A 17467-nucleotide genomic window follows, 5' to 3' on the forward strand; every position below is an offset into this window, starting at 1 on the left:
GTTCTTGGCGCAGTTGCCAAGCCCACGTACCAGACGTAGTCCATATATTGAGGAGACTTCCGTGCCGAACCGACGTCGACGCAGGCTTTCCACAGCCATGAGCGCGGTCGCCGCCCTGGCAGTCGCGAGTCCAGCAGCAGTTATCGCCGTGTCCGACTTGTCCGACAGCGCCGAGCCACCGACGCAGCACCGCCAGTTCGTCCAGGCCGCAATGATCACCGACCTGCCCAACGAGCTGATGTCGGCGCTGTCGCAGGGCCTGTCGCAATTCGGGGTCAACCTGCCCCCGATGCCGACGGGTCTGCTGACCGGCTCGGGCTCGAGCACGCCCGCGTCGTTGACCTCTCCTGGCCTCACCACACCGGGCCTGACCGCCCCCGGGTTGACCACACCGGGCCTGACCACACCGGGCCTGACCACGCCAGGTCTGACCACGCCCGGTCTGACGACACCGGGTCTGACGACACCAGGCCTGACGGCGCCCAGCGCCACCCTGCCGGGAGTCACCGCGACGGGTCCCGCCCTTACGGATCCCGCGCTGAGCAACCCCGCGCTGACGAACCCGGCGCTGACCAGCCCGACGGGTCAAGTTCCCGGGCTGGCGACGCCGGGTCTCACTACTCCGGCTGCCGGTGCCGTGGATCCGGCGCTGGCCTCGCCGATCTCCAACGCGGGGGCCCTGCCCGCGCCTGGCGAGGTGCCGATCTCCGCACCGATCGGGCTGGATCCGGCGGCGGGCACCTACCCGCTTCTCGGTGATCCGTCGCTGGCGGCTGCTCCTGCTGCCACCGGCGGCAGCGGTGGACTGCTCGGCGACCTGTCAAGCGCCGCCAATCAGCTTGGCGCGGGCCAGGCGATCGACCTGCTCAAGGGCGTTTTGATGCCGGCGATCATGTCCGCGGTCAAGCCGGCGGGCGCTCCGGCAGCGGATGCGGCTGCGGCGGCCACGTCGGCCATCCCCGCAGCGGCTGCCGCCCTGCCGGCGGGAGCACCGGAAATCCCGGGCCCCGGGCTCATCCCCGGCCTGTAAAGACCTGCAACCAGACGGCACCGCAGAAACGCCTCCAAGGCTCTGCGGTGCCGTTGCAGGTTGCTGTGTGCATTTAGTCACGGCAACTACCGTGTCGAAACACTGGTAACAACTGACACATACGTAACATCGGGCCGTGTCGTGCCGTCGTCCCGCGCCGTCGCTGCTGTTCACCGCGGTGGCGGCAACAGTCGTGATGCTGCCGATGGCGGTCAACGGGCTGCCCGGCGACGACAAGCAGGCAAGCCAGGCGCCACAGGTCGCACAGCAGCCGCTCTCCGGGGTCGGCGGGGGCGAGACGCTCCGCGAGGTCCATCAGGACACGCCGTTCTCGATGGTGGCGCTGACGTCGGACGACCTGAGCGGCACCACGGCGAAGGTCAGGGCCAAGAAGGCCGACGGGTCGTGGGGTCCCTGGTACGACGCCGAGACACTCGAAGGCGTCGGCCCCGACTCTGCTGCGCCGCGCGGCACTGAGCCCATCTTCGTCGGCCGCACCACCACGGTGCAGATCTCGGTCACCAGACCGGCCGGGTCGGCGCCTACCGCCGGGCCGACGACTGCACCTGCCAAGCCCGGCCTCGGGTACATACCCGCCAATGTCGAGCAGCCGTTCGCACAGAACATCAACGCGGTGCTGATCAGCCCGCCGCAGGCACCCGTTGACACGTTGCCGCTGCCGTCGGCCGTCACCGTTCCCGGCCAGCCCCCCAACATCATCAACCGCGCGCAGTGGGGTGCTGATGAGGGAATGCGGTGCGGTAATACCGTGTACGACAACGGAATTCGGGCCGCCGTGGTCCATCACACCGCAGGCAGCAACGACTATGCTCCGGAGGATTCGGCAGGCATCGTCCGGTCGATCTACGAGTACCACACCCGCACGCTGGGGTGGTGCGACATCGCCTACAACGCGTTGGTCGACAAATACGGTCAGGTATTCGAGGGCCGCGCCGGCGGCATGGACAAACCGGTCGAGGGTTCACACACCGGCGGTTTCAACCGAAACACCTGGGGCGTGGCGATGCTCGGCGACTTCGACACCGTGCCACCGACTCCGATTCAGCTGCGCACCGTCGCCCGTCTGATCGGCTGGCGACTCGGCCTTGACCACATCGATCCTCGCGGCACGGTGGTATTGCCTTCTGCGGGTGGGTCATTCACCAAGTTCCCGACGGGTGCGACGCCGACGTTGCCGACGATCTTCACCCACCGCGACGTCGGCAACACCGACTGTCCCGGCAACGAGGCGTATGCACTGATGGACCAACTGCGCGATATCGCGGCGCGGTTCAACGACCCGCCGGGTCCCGCAGACCTGGCCGAATCCCTGCGCGGCGGAGCGATCTTCGCGCGGTGGGACACGATGGGCGGGATGAACAGCCTGCTGGGCAAGCCCACCTCACCGGAGGCATCAGGCGAAGGTGCGGCGCGTTACGTCACGTTCGACAAGGGTGCGATCTACTGGTCGCCGCAGAGCGGAGCCGAACCCGTCACAGGTGAAATCTACAAGGCGTGGGGATCGCTGGGCTTCGAGCGCGGCGCACTCGGCCTGCCGACCAGCGGGGAGATCCAGGAGCCGCAGTGGATCGTGCAGAACTTCCAGCACGGCACACTGAACTTCGATCGCGAGAAGGGTACGGTGACGCGGGTAATCGACGGCGTCCCATTGGAATTGCCACCGCCCTCCATCGAGGCCGCACCGATTCAGCTCGAGCGGTTCAGGCCGATCAACCCTGCCTAGTCTTTCGCCCGTCAGCCCCACCAGCGTTCGAGCACGCGCGCGAGGCCGTCTTCGGTGTTGGGCGCGGTGACCTCGTTGGCCGCGGCCACCGCATCCGGATGGGCGTTACCCATCGCGACGCCGAGGCCGGCCCAGGACAACATCGGCACATCGTTGGGCATGTCACCGAATGCGACGACGCGCTCGGCGGTGATGCCCAGGGGGCGGGCTAGCTCCTCGACGCCGGTGGCCTTGCTGATGCCGAGCGGAACGACCTCGATAAGGCCGTTGTTGGTGGAATACGTGAGATCGCCTTGTTGCCCAACATGTTTGGCCAACGCCTCGGCCATTTCGGAGCTGCGGGCACCGGACTTACGGATCAGCAGCTTGACCGCGGGGGCGCTGAGCAGATCCTCGATGGACACCTCGGTGTTGTCGGGGTTCAGCCAGGCATGTTCATAACCGGGTGAACTGACGAACTGCGGGGTGGCGGCGTCGTGCGCGCTGGTGCCGACGCGCTCGACGGCCAGCCCCGCGCCGGGGATGACGCGGGTGGCGATCTCAGCCAACTCACCAAGCACGTCGGCGGAAAGTGTGCGGGCCGACACGATGCGGTCGGTGGCGGGGTCGTATATCACTGCGCCGTTGGCGCACACCGCCATTGGGGCGAAGCCCAGCGCATCGACCACGGGCTGCACCCAGCGCGGCGGGCGACCGGTGGCGAGCACGAAAGTCGCGCCGGCAGCGACGGCCGCCGATACGGCCTCGCGAGTTCGGGCAGTGACCTTCTCATCGTCGTCGAGCAGCGTGCCGTCCACGTCGGAGGCAATGAGGTCAGGAGTCACCGGTGACTCTTCGCCTCACGCTCGGCCCGCTTACGCGCACGCTCGGCCAACTCCGCCTCGTCAAGCGCCTTGGCCTGTGCCAAAGTCGGTGCGCTGCCGCCCAACCGGCGCGGCACCCAATACGCACCCTCGGGATGCGGATAATCCAGCTGCACCTTGTGCAGCAACACCGTCATCGCCTCGCGCATCGCATCGCTTGTCTCATCCATGGTGGCCGATGCACGCAGAGGAGCTCCCACCGCGACAGTCACCGGGATTTTGCTCTTGCGCCGCATGTCTTTTGGGTGATCCTTGGTCCAGCGCCGGTGCGCCCCCCACACGATCAGCGGGATGATCGGCACGTCGGCATCGCGGGCCATCCTGGCTGCGCCCGTCTTGAACTCCTTCAGTTCGAAGCTGCGGCTGATGGTCGCTTCTGGGTACACCCCGACGATTTCACCGGCCCTCAGTCGGTCGACTGCGACCGCGTACGCACCTGCGCCGGCGCGGCGGTCCACCGGGATGGTGCCGGAGTGCTTGATCAGGAAGTTGACGACCTTCACGTCCTGCATCTCCGCCTTGATCATGAACCGCATCCGTCGGCGCCGCTGGTAGGCGGCCAGCGCCGCAGGGGCCCAGTCGAGGTAGCTCGTGTGGTTGATCGCGATGACGGCACCGCCGCTTTCCGGGATGTTTTCCAGACCCTGGTAGGTGATCGTCGTCCCGATGACTTTGGTCGCTGTGTCGACGGCAATCTCGAGCGCGCGGAAAACCGGCTCCATGCTGCTACCCCGGCGCCTCGGTGGGGTCGGCTCGTTGCGCGCGACGGGCGGCTTTCTCTGCCGCCTCCTCGGCATCCATCCGGTTGGCCTCGGCCAGCGTCGGGGCTCCCCCGCCCAGCCGGTGCGGCACCCAGAACTCGCCGGGCGGATGCGGGCCGTATTCGTCTTGCACCCGTTCGAGCAGATGCTGCATCCGAGAGTGCAGCAGCGCCGTCAGCTCCGTTGCCGGCAGGGTCGGCATGATCGGCTCGCCGACCGCGACGGTGATCGGCACCTTCGGGCGCCACATCTTCTTCGGGTGGCCCTTGGTCCAGATGCGCTGCGCGCCCCAGACGATGTGCGGCACGATCGGCACGTCGCAGGCCAGGGCCATTCGGGCTGCCCCGGACTTGAACTCCTTGATCTCAAAGCTGCGGCTGATCGTGGCCTCGGGATAGACGCCGACCAGTTCGCCATCCTTGAGCGCACGGCAGGCGTGCTCGAACGACGCGGCGCCGTCATGGCGATCCACCTCGATGTGCCGCAGGCTGCGCATGATCGGGCCGCTGACCTTGCTGTCGAAGACTTCCTTCTTGGCCATGAACCGGACCTTGCGGCCGAGGTGCTGTTTGTAGGCGGGCAGCCCGGCGAAGGTGAAGTCGAAGTAGCTGGTGTGGTTGATCGCGATGACGGCACCGCCGGTGCGGGGCAGGTTCTCCACGCCGGTGACGGTGAACTTCAGCCCCTGCACGCGCCACACCAGGCGGGCGAGCTGGATGACAGTTCCGTATACCGGTTCCACATCAGGCAGCCTAGTCGGGTGAGCGTGCCCATCGAACCCGTGCCGGTTCCGGAGATCGTCGAGCGCATCGCAGCGGGCCGGATGGTCGTCGCGGCGTGGGACTCGTCCGAGGACGATCAGGACCCGCTGGCGGGCTAGACTCGCGCGAGCGACTATACCGCAAAGAAAGGGCATTAGTGCAGGTCACCAGCGTCGGGCATGCGGGATTCCGGATCGACACGAAGGCCGGAAGCATCCTGTGCGACCCGTGGGTCAACCCCGCGTACTTCGCGTCGTGGTTCCCGTTCCCCGACAACAGCGCGCTGGACTGGGACGCTCTCGGCGACGTCGACTATCTGTACGTGTCGCATCTGCACCGCGACCACTTCGACCCGCGGAACCTGCGCGAGCACGTCAACAAGGACGCCGTCGTGCTGTTGCCCGACTTCCCGGTGCCCGACCTGCAACGCGAACTCGAGAAGGTGGGTTTTCACCGGTTCTTCGAGACGACGGACTCGGTCAAGCATCGCGTCAGCGGCCCCAAGGGTGATCTCGACGTGATGATCATCGCGCTGCGCGCGCCTGCCGACGGGCCGATCGGCGACTCCGGCTTGGTGGTCGACGACGGAGAAACGGTGTGCTTCAACATGAATGACGCACGCCCCGTCGACCTCGACGTGTTGCACGCCGACTTCGGTCAGGTTGACGTGCACATGCTGCAGTACTCCGGCGCGATCTGGTACCCGATGGTCTACGACATGCCTGCGCGCGCCAAGGAAGCCTTCGGCACCCAGAAGCGTCAGCGGCAAATGGACCGCTGCCGCCAGTACATCGCGCAGGTGGGTGCGACCTGGGTGGTGCCGTCGGCGGGCCCGCCCTGCTTCCTCGACCCGGCGCTTCGTGACCTGAACGACGATCACGGCGACCCCGCCAACATCTTCCCGGACCAGGCGGTGTTCCTCGACCAGATGCGCGCGCATGGCCATGACGGCGGCCTGCTGATGATGCCCGGGTCCACAGGGGATTTCACTGGCTCACAGCTGAATTCGCTGATCCATCCGCTGCCCGAAGACGAAGTGCAGGCCATCTTCACGACCGGAAAGGCCGCCTACATCGAGGCCTACGCACAGCGGATGGCGCCGGTGCTGGCGGCGGAGAAGGCGAGCTGGGCGCCCGCGGCGGGCGAACCTCTGCTGGAGCCGCTGCGAGTGGTGCTCGAACCGATCATGCTGCAGAGCGATCAGATCTGCGACGGTATCGGGTATCCGGTCGAACTTCGGCTACAGGGCGGAGGCCATCAAGAGACCGTTGTGCTGGATTTCCCGAAACGGGTGGTGCGCGAGCCGATTCCGGACGAGAAGTTCCGATATGGGTTCGGCATCCCGCCGGAACTGGTGCGCACTGTCCTGCGCGACAACGAGCCGGACTGGGTGAACACCATCTTCCTGTCGACGCGGTTTTCGGCGTGGCGGGTCGGGGGTTACAACGAGTACCTCTACACGTTCTTCAAATGCCTCACCGATGAGCGGATCGCCTACGCCGACGGCTGGTTCGCCGAGGCGCACGACGACACCGCGTCGATCACCTTGGACGGCTGGGAGATTCAGCGCCGCTGCCCCCATCTGAAGGCCGACCTCTCGAAGTTCGGCGTGGTCGAGGGCACCAAGCTGACGTGCAATCTGCACGGCTGGGAGTGGAACCTGGAGACCGGTCGCTGCCTGACCACCAAGGGCCATGAACTTCGGAGCGCACGCAAGTGACCGGTCCGCGACAGTACTACGACGACGGCCTGATTCAGCTCGACCGCGAGGCAATCACATTGCGGCGCTATCACTTTCCGTCAGGAACGTCGAAGATCATCCCGCTGAGTGCGATCCGCGGATACAAGGCCGAGTCCCTTGGCCTGTTCACCGAGCGCTTCCGGATCTGGGGCAGCACCGATCCGCGCCGCTGGATGCCGCTGGACGTGTGGCGCCCGATCAAGTCGACCCTGGTGACGCTCGACGTGCCGGGAGTGCGACCGAGCCCCGCGTTCACCCCGCAACGCCCGCAGGAGTTTCTGGCGCGGCTCGACGAGCTGCTGAAGAACTAGCCCTTCGGTTCGAGCACCTCGGCGCCGACATACGGCACCAGCGCCTCGGGAATGCGCACGCTGCCGTCGGGCTGCTGGTGGTTCTCCAGGATCGCCACCAACCACCGTGTGGTGCCCAACGTTCCGTTGAGCGTCGCCGCGGTCTGCGGCTTACCGTTCTCGTCGCGGTAGCGCACCGACAACCGTCGCGCCTGGAACGTGGTGCAGTTCGACGTCGAGGTCAACTCGCGGTAGGTGCCCTGCGTCGGAACCCATGCCTCACAGTCGAACTTGCGTGCCGCCGATGAGCCCAAATCGCCTGCGGCGACGTCGATTACGCGGTACGGCACCTCGATTTGCGCCAGCATCTGTCGCTGCCAGCCGAGCAGCCGTTCGTGTTCGGCCTCGGCGTCCTCCGGCTTGCAGTAGACGAATCCCTCGACCTTGTCGAACTGGTGCACGCGGATGATGCCGCGGGTGTCCTTGCCGTAGCTGCCCGCCTCGCGGCGAAAGCACGACGACCAGCCGGCGTAGCGCAGCGGGCCGTCGGACAGGTCGAGGATCTCGTCGGCGTGATACCCCGCCAGCGGCACCTCGGACGTGCCGACCAGATAAAGGTCGTCGGCCTCGATGCGATACACCTCGTCGGCGTGTGCACCAAGGAAGCCGGTGCCCGCCATCACCTCCGGGCGCACCAGCACCGGCGGGATGACGAGCGTGAAGCCGTTGGCCGTCGCCAGCCGCACCGCGAGCTGCAGCAGGCCCAGCTGCAGCAGTGCTCCCGCGCCGGTCAGGAAGTAGAACCGCGAGCCGGACACCTTCGCGCCGCGCTCCATGTCGATCAGGCCGAGCGCCTCGCCGAGTTCGAGGTGGTCCTTCGGGTTTTCGATGGCCCGCGGCTCCCCGACGGTGTCGAGCACCGCGAAGTCGTCCTCGCCGCCGGCGGGAACCCCGTCAATGACGACGTTCGAGATCGCCATATGCGCTGCGGTGAAAGCGTTTTCGGCCTCGGCCTGCTCGGCCTCGGCCTTCTTGACCTTCTCAGCGAACGCCTTCGCCTGCTCCAGCAGCGCCGGCCGTTCGTCGGGCGACGCCTTGCCCACCTGCTTGCTGACGGCCTTCTGCTCTGCGCGCATGTTGTCGGCGGTCGACACCGCAGACCGGCGAGCGGAGTCGGCTTCGAGCAACGAATCGACGAGCGCCGGGTCTTCGCCGCGGGCCCGCTGAGACGCGCGCACCACGTCCGGATTTTCGCGCAGCAGCTTGAGGTCGATCACGGCCGCAACCCTACTTTTGATGGTGGGCCGCGGCGCCGTCGGCCCCGCTCAGCCACAACCTCATAACGTTACAACTGCAACTCTTGTCACAGCGCCTGACACGCCTGTCACAATGGAGCGGATGTTGGAGGCACCCGAGCGCTTGACTGACAGCGCTTTGCGCGCCGAACGCGAAGATGGGCAGCCGTCGGACCGGGTCGCGTGGTGGCAGAGTCTGCACGCTACGTCGACGCGCCGCGTGCTGCTGTTGACCGCGCTCGGCGGCCTGTTGATCGCCGGATTGATCACCGCGCTACCGACCAAAGACGGCGCCAACGGCCTGACGGCCAACTCGATCTCGCTCGGCCCCCGTGGCAACGAAACGTTCAACCACGCGAAGGCCGGCGACTGCCTGAGCTGGCCGGAGCGCACGCCCGATGCGGCCGAGATCGTCGACTGCAAGGGCGACCACCGCTTCGAGGTCGCCGAGTCGGTCGACATGCGTACGTTCCCCGGCAGCGAATACGGTCCGGACGCGGCGCCGCCATCACCCGGGCGCATTCAGCAGATCAGCCAGGAGCAGTGCTCGGCGGCCGTCAAGAACTATCTCGGCAACCGCTTCGACCCGAACAGCCGCTTCACGGTCAGCATGCTGTGGTCGGGCGACAAGGCGTGGCGGCAGGCGGGTGAGCGACGCATGCTGTGCGGGCTGCAGCTGCCGGGGCCGAACAACCAGCAGTTGGCGTTCAAGGGCAAGGTCGCCGACGTCGACCAGTCGAAGGTGTGGCCGGCAGGCACCTGCCTCGGCATCGACCCGGGCACCAACCAGCCCACCGACATTCCCGTCGACTGCGCGGCGCCGCACGCGATGGAGGTCACCGGCGCAGTCAACCTCGCCGAGAAGTTCCCCGAGGCGCTGCCGCCCGAGGCCGAGCAGGACGGCTTCATCAAGGACGCCTGCACCCGGATGACCGACGCCTACCTGGCGCCGATCCAGCTGCGCAGCACCACACTGACGCTGATCTACAGCACCATCTCGCTGCCGAGCTGGTCGGCAGGCAGCCACCAGGTGTCGTGCAGCATCGGCGCCACCCTCGGCAACGGCGGCTGGTCGACGCTGCTGAACAGCGCCAAGGGCCAGCTGATGATCAACGGCCAGCCGCCCGTCGCACCACCCGACATCCCGGTCGACCGGCTGAATCTTCCGCCGATCCCGGCGATCGAGCCGCAGATGCCGGACTCGTCGGACTCCTCGTCATCGTCATCGTCATCGTCCTCGTCGTCGAGCGGCAGCCAGAGCGATTCGGGCCAGCAGACGCAGCACATGCCGGGACAGCAGTCGACGGGCTCCACCCAGACCACGCAACCGTCGACGGCTGCGCCTGCCCCGCCCGCGGGCAACACATTCCTCAACGGGCCACCGCCGCCTCCTGGCGCGCCGCAGGACGGGCCGCCACCGCCGGAAGGTGCTTCCCCGCCGCCAGCCGAGGGCGCGCCGCCACCGGCGGGCGCACCACCTGGGCCGCCGCCTGGCGAGCCGGTGCTGCTGCCACCGCCAGGGCAGTAGCCGCGTGGCCGTTCGGATGAGCCCGCAACGGTTTGACGAGCTGGTCTCCGACGCACTCGATTTGATTCCAGGCGAGCTCGCCGCGGCAATCGACAACGTCGTGGTGCTCGTGGAAGACCGCAACCCCGACGAGCCCGACCTGCTCGGCCTGTATCACGGCGTGGCGCTGACCGAACGCGATTCGTGGTACGCCGGCTCGCTCCCCGACACGATCACCATCTACCGCGACGCCCTGCTCGACGTCTGCCACGACGAGGCCGAGGTGGTCGACGAGGTGGTGATCACGGTCATCCACGAGATTGCGCACCACTTCGGGATCGACGACGAACGGCTACACGAACTGGGTTGGGGCTAGGCGCGGCAACCACACTTCGTGACGGCCCAGTGCCATTCTTGGGCCATGAGTACGGAGTGCCGCGAGTGTCTGGCGGGGCTCGAGCATTGCCATGGCACCGTCATTCATCACGCCTGGTTCCGGTCGGAGTGCACCGAGGACGGCTGCGTCACCCCAGAGGTGATGCACGCATTCAGCGTCGACTGCGACGCGCTCGGCTGCACATGCAGTGTCCGGGCGTCAGCCCATCGGGTCAGCTGACGACAGCGCATCCTCGACCGGATGCACATCCGGCTCGGGATAGAACGGCGGCGTCAGCTTCGACCACTGCACGCAGCTCCATCGCCCGTCGGTGATAGGCGCCAGCACAACGGACTCGGCGTTGGGCAGGTGATGGTCGAGAACGAAGCTGCCGTCGACCCCGGCCAGCACGGCAGACACCAGCCGGATGGCCGCGCCGTGACTGACGACGACGATGTCGCCGTGCCACGCGGCGTCGTCGAGGTAGCGCATCCGCAGCTGCGTCAGCACCGGCACATAACGGTCGAGCACCTCGTTGCCCGTCTCGCCGCCGGGCATCGACACATCCAGGTCGCCCTCGTGCCACCGCTGATAGACCGTCTCGAACTCCGCGATCGCCTCGTCGTCCTTACGGTCCTCGAGGTCACCCACCTGTACCTCGTGAATGCCCTCGAATTCATGTGGCGGCAGGCCGAGTTCGCCGCTGATCTCCTCGGCGGTCTGCGCGGCCCGTACGGCCACCGAGTGCACGAGCATCCCGGCGGGGTGTGCCAACTCGCGGGCGAAGGTGCGGGCCTGTTGGCGGCCGAGGTCGGTCAGTTCGGCGCCGGGCGGTCGGGTGTCCAGCCGACGGTCGACGTTGCCGTGCGACTGTCCGTGTCGAACCAAGACAAGCCGACCGGTCACTGCTTGCCCTCCCGCAGCTGTGTCAGCCAGCGTGCGGCCTCGTCGAGTTCCGGCGGCGTCGAACCGGCGGCCGACCCCGTCGGCCATGAACCTAGAAATCTCACGTCTGCACAACGTCGGTGCAACGCCTTGAGTGCCTCGGCGACGGCTTCATCCTCGAGGTGTCCGACACAGTCGAGGAAAAAGAAGTACGTGCCCAACTCCTTTCGCGTTGGCCGCGATTCGATGCGCGTGAGATCGATATCGCGGATCGCGAACTCGGTGAGCGCCGACACCAGCGCACCGGGCACGTTGTCGAGCCACAGCACCACCGAGGTGCGGTCGGAGCCGGTGCGGTCAGGTGGCGGCGCGGGCCGACCCGCCAGCACGAAGCGCGTGCGCGCGTTGGGTTCGTCGACGACACCGGCGGCCAGCGTCGAAAGGCCGTAGCGTTCGGCGGCCAGCGCCGTGCTCACTCCGGCGTCGGCGCGGCCGTCGGCAACATCCTGCGCGGCCGCGGCATTCGAATTGGCAGGCACCACTTGTGCTTTCGGCACGTGGTCGGCAAGCCAATGCCGCACCTGTGCCGCGGCCACCGGAAACGCCGCCACAGTCGCCACGTCGGCGGCAGCCGTACCCTTTCGCACGACGATGGAGAACGACACCTCCAGCGTCAGTTCGGCGAAGATCTGCAGCGGTGTTCCGGTGGCGAGGTGGTCCATGGTCGGCAGCACCGGTCCCTCGATCGAGTTCTCGATCGGCACGCACGCGTAGTCGGCTTCGCCGGAGCGGACCGCAGCAAGGGCCGCAGGCGTGCTCTCGGTGGGCATCGGCGTGATGCCCTCCGGCGAGACAGTGCCGGGCACCAGACCATTGGCCGAGATCTTCAACAACGCCGCTTCGGTGAAGGTCCCTTCAGGTCCGAGGTAGGCGATGCGCGGCACATTTCAACCCTATCCGTTGTCGCAGGGACGCCCCGGATGCCGCGGCGGTAGGGCTTGCGTCACCTCTGTCATTCCAGTTAAGTAAGGCTTACCTCACTTACACGAAAGGCGACGCGATGACAGGTGCGGCACCGACGACGGCCGAGCGGATCCGCAGTGCGTGCATGCGGGCCGGCGGCGCGATGCTCGCCGTCGAGGGTCTCGAACCCACCTGCACGCCGGTTCATCACCTACTCGACGACGGCTCGTTCGCGATCACGGTCCCTGGCGACGGCATCCTCGCCGGGATGGTGCTGGCCGCGGGCAGCGCGGGTGTCCAGGCGGTTCTGGAGATGACCGACTACGCCCCGCTGCCACTGCGCGAGCCGGTGCGCTCGCTGGTGTGGATCCGCGGCAGGCTGCACGGCGTCTCCGACAGCGAAGTCGCCGGTCTGCTCGATCTGATAGCGGCCGATGATCCCAATCCTGCTCTGCTGGAGGTTAATTCGGAGTCGACGCTGATGCGGCTGGAGATCGAGTCGGTAGTGGTGGCGGACTCCTCAGGCGCCGAAGCGATCAGCGTCGCCGCACTGCTGGGTGCCAGGCCCGACCCGTTCTGCGCGATGGAGTCGTGCTGGCTCAAGCACATGGAATCCGCGCACCGCGAGGTCGTCGACAGGCTCGCCAGCCGGCTGCCGTCCCCGCTGCGGCGTGGCCGCGTACGCCCGCTTGGCCTCGACCGTTACGGCGTGCAGTTGCGCGTGGAGGGCGACGACGGCGATCACGACGTGCGACTGCCGTTCGCCAAACCGGTCGACGACGTGACGGGGCTGAGCCAAGCGATTCGCATCCTGATGGGCTGCCCGTTCCTCAATGGGCTGCGCGCCCGGCGACTCTAGGGAGGTGGCGGCCGCTAGCGTGGCTCCGGTGACTGGGCCACCCGACGAGCTGAGCAATCCGCAGCGGCGCGGCATGCGCATCGAGATCACCGTCGTGCTGGCCGTGACGTTCGGGATATCGGCCTACACCGCGTTCCTGCAACTGATCGAGGCGGTGCTGCTCGGCCTTGCCGGCAGGCGGGTCGCGCTGAACCCGCGTCGCTCACCGTTCGACCTCATCGATCTGGGCCTCAACCTCGCCGTCACCTTCCAGCTCGTCGCGTGGGGCGCGCTGGCCGTATACCTGTTGTGGCGCAGCGGGTTTGGCCTCGCGCAGATCGGACTCGGCAAGGTCCGCTGGCGACCGGACGTGCTCGGTGGTCTCGGCCTGGCGGCCGTGATCGGCCTGCCGGGACTCGGCTTGTACATGGCCGCGCGGGCGCTTGGCCTTTCGGCGCACGTCGAACCCGCGGAGCTCTACGACACCTGGTGGCGCATACCGGTGCTGCTGCTGACGGCCTTCGCCAATGGCTGGGCCGAGGAAGTGGTCGTGGTCACGTTCCTGCTGACCCGGCTTCGCCAGCTGCGCGTCAATCCCGTCGTCGCATTGTTGGCATCCAGCCTGCTGCGCGGCGCGTACCACCTCTACCAGGGCTTCAGCGCGGGACTGGGCAATGTCGTGATGGGCGTGATCTTCGGCTACGTATGGCAGCGCACCGGCAGGTTGTGGCCGCTGATCATCGCCCACGGAATCATCGACTCGGTCGCCTACGTCGGTTACGCGCTGGCGGCGGGGCATTTGAGCTGGCTGTCGTAAATTCAGACTGTGAACGACAACCGGCCGCCGGGTCGCGACCCAAGAGCGTATCGCCGGGAGCCGTCGCAAGTGATCCGGCGTGACCCGAACTACCGGCCACCACCGCCTGCCCAACCGAGGCCGCCCAACCCGCCCCCACCGCCCGCGCGTCGCCCCCCGCCGCCACCACCCCCGCGTCGGCCGCCGCCACCGGTGACACAGCAGCCACCTCCGCTACCGAGGCCGAAAAAGCCTCGGCGCAAACGACATTGGGGCCGCGTGGTGTTGGCGCTGCTGTTGGTCTTCGTCATCGCGACGATTGCGGGCGGGTGGTGGATGGACACGTCGCTGCACCGCATCCCCGCCCTCGCCGATTACGCCGAGCGGCCGGCCTCCGGCAAGGGCACGACCTGGCTGCTGGTCGGCTCGGACAGTCGTCAGGGTCTGACGCCCGAACAGCAGGCCGAGCTGACCACCGGTGACGACATGGGCAACGGCCGCACCGACACCATCCTGATCGTGCACGTGCCTGCCTTCGGCTCCAGCGCGCCCACGACGATGGTGTCGATCCCCCGCGATTCCTACGTGTCGATTCCCGGTTACGGCGAAGACAAGATCAACGCAGCGTTCTCCGAGGGCGGGGCGCCGCTGTTGGCGCAGACCGTCGAGCAGGCCACTGGGATGCGACTCGACCATTACGCCGAGGTCGGGTTCGACGGTTTCGCCGTGCTGGTCGACGCGGTCGGTGGGGTGACCATGTGCCCCACCGAACCGATCAGCGACCCGCTTGCAGGCATCGACCTGCCCGCCGGCTGCCAGAAGCTCGACGGCCGCAATGCGCTCGGGTTCGTCCGCACCCGCGCCACCCCGCGCGCCGACCTGGATCGGATGGTGAACCAGCGGCAGTTCATGGAGGCGTTGATGCATCGCGCCGCCAGCCCGGCCGTGCTGCTCAATCCGCTGCGCTGGTATCCGATGGCGCATGCGGTCAACGGTGCGCTCACCGTCGATACGGGTGCCCACATCTGGGATCTGGCGCGACTGGCGTGGTCGTTGCACGGCGACATCACCACCACGACGGTGCCGATCGGCGAGTTCACCGGTAGCGACTCCGGCTCCGTCGTGATCTGGAACAGCGACGCCGCGGGCCGCTTGTTCGCGGCGCTGACATCGGATTCGCCTGTCCCCCAGGATGTTTTGGACGCCGCCAAACCCGACTAGTCCCTGCCCGCTCCCGTCAGCCCGTCCTGCAGCCAGCTCTTGGTGCGACCGGGGTGGTTCGTCGCGACCCACGCCACGCCGACATCGCGGCAGTACCGGACGTCCTCGTAGTGGTCGACGGTCCAGCAGTACAGCGCCCGGCCCTGAGCCGCGGCCCGGTCGACCAACTCGGGGTGATCGCGCAGCGTGGCGATCGAGGGGCCGACCGCGGTGGCACCGACGGTGGTGGCCGCGCCGCCGCCGAGATAGCGGGAGGTCTCGCCGAGCAACACAGTGGGCAGCATCGGGGCAGCGCGACGGATCCGCCACACCGCCGCGGCCGAGAAGGACATCACCACCGCGCGGGAAAGGTCCGCCGACGCAGGAGAGGCGATGCCGTAACGGTGCAGCAAGGCCAGCACCTTGCTCTCGACCAGCGCGCCGTAGCGCACGGGATGTTTGGTCTCGATGAACAGCTTGACCGGCCGATTGTGGTCCAGCACGAGCGAAACCAGATCATCGAGGGCGAGCAGACCGGTGTTGCCGTGGCTGCCGTCGGCGCGCCAACTGGGATGCCATGCCCCGAAATCGAGTTCACGCAACTGCGCCAGTGTCATCTCACTGACCAGCCCGGTCCCGTTCGACGTGCGGTCGACCCGCCGGTCGTGCACGCACACCAGGTGCCCGTCGCGGGTGAGCCGAACGTCGCACTCGACGCCGTCGGCGCCTTCTTTCAGTGCCAGTTCGTAGGCGGCCAGCGTGTGCTCGGGACGTTCGGCCGATGCGCCCCGGTGCGCCACCACGAACGGATGGCCGCCGAGCAGCTCGTCGCCCGAATTCATATGGCTATGCTGCCGGGTCCTGGCCTTCGGACTCAACTGCAACGGCCGGGGCCTCATCTTGCTGGGCTTTCTGGTCATCCCGGACGACCACCCAACGCTTCGTCGGTCGTGCCACCGGCTGGCGTTCGAAGCCGAGGAACACCTTCATGACCAGCAGCAGCGCCGCCATCGTCAGCAGGTAGGCGACGATCGTGGTCACCGTGTTGTCCGCGATGCCCTGCGCATCCTGGGTGAAGCTGGTCGCGATCGAGAAGATCGACACCACGTAGCTGAAGACCCAGACGATCCACCACACCACGATCGGCCGGCGCAGCCAATTCAACCGCTCTTCGACACCGGCCAGCTCGAGCACGAACACCGGCGCCCAGAACAGATTCACAAGCGGCACAAGGCAACCCAGACGCAGCGCCGTCGCGGAGCGGGGGTCGTCGCGGCGGTGATGCGCGTAGGCCGCGGCCCGCCGCGCGATCAGCCAGTTGGTCAACACCACCAGGCTCGCGACGAACATGAACAGTGCGATCACGCTGACGAGCACGCCCGCCCAGGTGGCGGCGAACGCCACGACCTTGTTCAACAACATCGACCGGTTCACGATGAGCAGCACGTAACGCACGACGTGAACGAACGCGGCGAGACCCAGCATCACGATGGTCGCGACGAGCACGCCACGCACCATTGCGAGCGAGGGTCCGTTGCGCGGGGCGGCGGCAGCCTGTACGTCCGACGTCTCGAAGCGGTCGACCAGACCCCACCGAGGGATGGCGCCGTAGCGAGGGGTGGGCCCGAGAGCGCGCGTTCGACGGCGAGGCGGTGGCGCCGTGCCAGGTCGCACCGCGATCCAACGGTATCCGGGCGGCAGTGGCCGACCTGGCGGCGTGCGATCGCTCTGCCCCAGCGGCGAGGCCGTCGGCCGCCACTCGGAACCAGGCGGCGGACCCGACGGTGCATGCAGCGTCCCGTGACACCGCGGGCACCACACCCGCCTGCGGTCGCGCACGTTCCACCGCGTCCCGCACTGCGAACACACCTGGATCACGCGACCAGCCTAGCGACGCCGGCTCAGATGACGCCCGCACCGCCGTCGTCGGTGATCACGGGTCGGCCGGCGGCGGCCCAGGCCAACATGCCACCCGAGACGTTCACCGGGGCGTAGCCGTTTCCGGCCAGGTACTGGGCGACGCGTTGGGATCGGCCGCCGGCCTGGCACACCACGAACAGCTTCGCGTCGGTGTCGATCTCACCGAGGCGCGACGGCACCTGGCCCATCGGGATGTGCTGGGCGCCGGGTGCGTGCCCCCGCTGCCATTCGTCGTCCTCACGCACGTCGAGCAAGACCACGGGCCCGTCGAACGTCGAGGGAACATCGGCGATCGACGCTTGCGTGACCTCGACTTCGTCCATACCGCCAATGCTGACACGACACCGGCTCGTGGCTCTACCGCCGCAGGGCTGACCGACGCGTCGATTCAACGTCAGCAATTGCCGACTATCCACAATTTCCACAAGTTCATCCACAGGGCTTCAACGGGCGAAACCCCGTTTGAGCCGCTCAATCTGTGCGCTTGCTGGGAGTTA

Annotated in this window: 19 protein-coding genes; 10 read left to right on the plus strand and 9 right to left on the minus strand. The window is 67.5% G+C overall.

Annotated features, from left to right (window positions below):
* Positions 1 to 61 precede the first annotated feature (61 nt).
* Both GGC64_RS22245 and GGC64_RS22250 read left to right on the plus strand, forming a co-directional pair.
* A complete protein-coding gene (locus GGC64_RS22245; protein WP_192724676.1) occupies positions 62 to 1030 on the plus strand; it encodes a hypothetical protein in 969 nt (322 codons plus the stop codon).
* A gap of 136 nt (positions 1031 to 1166) precedes the next feature.
* On the plus strand, positions 1167 to 2774 hold the full coding sequence (locus tag GGC64_RS22250; RefSeq protein WP_192724677.1) for an N-acetylmuramoyl-L-alanine amidase: 1608 nt from the start codon (positions 1167 to 1169) through the stop codon (positions 2772 to 2774).
* A gap of 11 nt (positions 2775 to 2785) precedes the next feature.
* Here GGC64_RS22250 and GGC64_RS22255 read toward each other — a convergent pair whose 3' ends face one another.
* From GGC64_RS22255 to GGC64_RS22265, 3 genes are read right to left on the minus strand one after another with little or no spacing between them, the layout of a single operon-like run.
* A complete protein-coding gene (locus GGC64_RS22255; protein WP_192724678.1) occupies positions 2786 to 3598 on the minus strand; it encodes an HAD family hydrolase in 813 nt (270 codons plus the stop codon).
* Positions 3595 to 4359 (minus strand): 1-acyl-sn-glycerol-3-phosphate acyltransferase, encoded by a 765-nt coding sequence (locus GGC64_RS22260; protein ID WP_192724679.1) that lies wholly within the window; start codon positions 4357 to 4359, stop codon positions 3595 to 3597. Before GGC64_RS22260 ends, GGC64_RS22255 begins: the two co-directional genes overlap by 4 nt.
* Positions 4360 to 4363: 4 nt before the next feature.
* Positions 4364 to 5140, minus strand: coding sequence for a lysophospholipid acyltransferase family protein (locus tag GGC64_RS22265; protein WP_192724680.1), 777 nt, complete (start codon positions 5138 to 5140; stop codon positions 4364 to 4366).
* Between the two features lie 176 nt (positions 5141 to 5316).
* On the opposite strand from GGC64_RS22265, the gene GGC64_RS22270 reads away from it, so the two are divergent.
* The gene (locus GGC64_RS22270; protein WP_192724681.1) at positions 5317 to 6879 is read left to right on the plus strand and encodes a Rieske 2Fe-2S domain-containing protein; all 1563 of its coding nucleotides are present in this window, start codon (positions 5317 to 5319) and stop codon (positions 6877 to 6879) included.
* Entirely contained in the window at positions 6876 to 7211 is a 336-nt protein-coding gene (locus GGC64_RS22275) for a hypothetical protein (RefSeq protein WP_192724682.1), read from the plus strand. The genes GGC64_RS22270 and GGC64_RS22275 overlap by 4 nt, the downstream gene beginning before the upstream one ends.
* On the opposite strand, the gene serS is transcribed toward GGC64_RS22275, so the two are convergent.
* Positions 7208 to 8467, minus strand: coding sequence for a serine--tRNA ligase (gene serS / locus GGC64_RS22280; RefSeq protein ID WP_192724683.1), 1260 nt, complete (start codon positions 8465 to 8467; stop codon positions 7208 to 7210). The genes GGC64_RS22275 and serS overlap by 4 nt on opposite strands.
* Before the next feature lie 112 nt (positions 8468 to 8579).
* Here serS and GGC64_RS22285 point away from each other — a divergent pair, with 112 nt between their 5' ends.
* Genes GGC64_RS22285 through GGC64_RS22295 form a run of 3 tightly spaced genes read left to right on the plus strand, consistent with a single transcriptional unit; the run spans position 8580 to position 10608 of the window.
* Positions 8580 to 10013, plus strand: coding sequence for a septum formation family protein (locus GGC64_RS22285; RefSeq protein WP_192724684.1), 1434 nt, complete (start codon positions 8580 to 8582; stop codon positions 10011 to 10013).
* A gap of 4 nt (positions 10014 to 10017) precedes the next feature.
* Positions 10018 to 10368 carry a metallopeptidase family protein gene (locus GGC64_RS22290; protein ID WP_192724685.1) on the plus strand — a complete coding sequence of 117 codons (351 nt, stop codon included), beginning with the start codon at positions 10018 to 10020 and terminating at the stop codon, positions 10366 to 10368.
* 45 nt (positions 10369 to 10413) lie between these two features.
* A complete protein-coding gene (locus GGC64_RS22295) occupies positions 10414 to 10608 on the plus strand; it encodes a hypothetical protein (protein ID WP_192724686.1) in 195 nt (64 codons plus the stop codon).
* Here GGC64_RS22295 and GGC64_RS22300 read toward each other — a convergent pair.
* Positions 10588 to 11274, minus strand: coding sequence for a histidine phosphatase family protein (locus GGC64_RS22300; RefSeq protein ID WP_192724687.1), 687 nt, complete (start codon positions 11272 to 11274; stop codon positions 10588 to 10590). The two genes, GGC64_RS22295 and GGC64_RS22300, sit on opposite strands and share 21 nt — an antisense overlap.
* On the minus strand, positions 11271 to 12197 hold the full coding sequence (pheA, locus tag GGC64_RS22305) for a prephenate dehydratase (protein ID WP_192724688.1): 927 nt from the start codon (positions 12195 to 12197) through the stop codon (positions 11271 to 11273). The genes GGC64_RS22300 and pheA overlap by 4 nt, the downstream gene beginning before the upstream one ends.
* Positions 12198 to 12313: 116 nt before the next feature.
* On the opposite strand from pheA, the gene GGC64_RS22310 reads away from it, so the two are divergent.
* The 3 genes from GGC64_RS22310 to GGC64_RS22320 are packed head-to-tail and all read left to right on the plus strand — an operon-like array spanning position 12314 to position 15071.
* Positions 12314 to 13075 carry a DUF2470 domain-containing protein gene (locus GGC64_RS22310; RefSeq protein WP_192724689.1) on the plus strand — a complete coding sequence of 254 codons (762 nt, stop codon included), beginning with the start codon at positions 12314 to 12316 and terminating at the stop codon, positions 13073 to 13075.
* A 28-nt stretch (positions 13076 to 13103) separates the two neighbouring features.
* On the plus strand, positions 13104 to 13871 hold the full coding sequence (locus GGC64_RS22315; RefSeq protein WP_192724690.1) for a type II CAAX endopeptidase family protein: 768 nt from the start codon (positions 13104 to 13106) through the stop codon (positions 13869 to 13871).
* Positions 13872 to 13880: 9 nt separating this feature from the next.
* The gene (locus GGC64_RS22320) at positions 13881 to 15071 is read left to right on the plus strand and encodes an LCP family protein (RefSeq protein WP_370582248.1); all 1191 of its coding nucleotides are present in this window, start codon (positions 13881 to 13883) and stop codon (positions 15069 to 15071) included.
* On the opposite strand, the gene GGC64_RS22325 is transcribed toward GGC64_RS22320, so the two are convergent.
* The 3 genes from GGC64_RS22325 to GGC64_RS22335 are packed head-to-tail and all read right to left on the minus strand — an operon-like array spanning position 15068 to position 17293.
* Positions 15068 to 15892: a glycerophosphodiester phosphodiesterase gene (locus GGC64_RS22325; RefSeq protein ID WP_192724691.1), complete on the minus strand. Its 825-nt coding sequence runs from the start codon at positions 15890 to 15892 to the stop codon at positions 15068 to 15070. The genes GGC64_RS22320 and GGC64_RS22325 overlap by 4 nt on opposite strands.
* 4 nt (positions 15893 to 15896) lie before the next feature.
* Positions 15897 to 16928, minus strand: coding sequence for a DUF4328 domain-containing protein (locus GGC64_RS22330; protein ID WP_192724692.1), 1032 nt, complete (start codon positions 16926 to 16928; stop codon positions 15897 to 15899).
* A 23-nt stretch (positions 16929 to 16951) separates the two neighbouring features.
* The gene (locus GGC64_RS22335; protein WP_192724693.1) at positions 16952 to 17293 is read right to left on the minus strand and encodes a rhodanese-like domain-containing protein; all 342 of its coding nucleotides are present in this window, start codon (positions 17291 to 17293) and stop codon (positions 16952 to 16954) included.
* Between the last annotated feature and the right edge of the window lie 174 nt (positions 17294 to 17467).

The organism is Mycobacterium sp. OAS707 (genome assembly GCF_014873705.1).
Lineage (GTDB): Bacteria > Actinomycetota > Actinomycetes > Mycobacteriales > Mycobacteriaceae > Mycobacterium.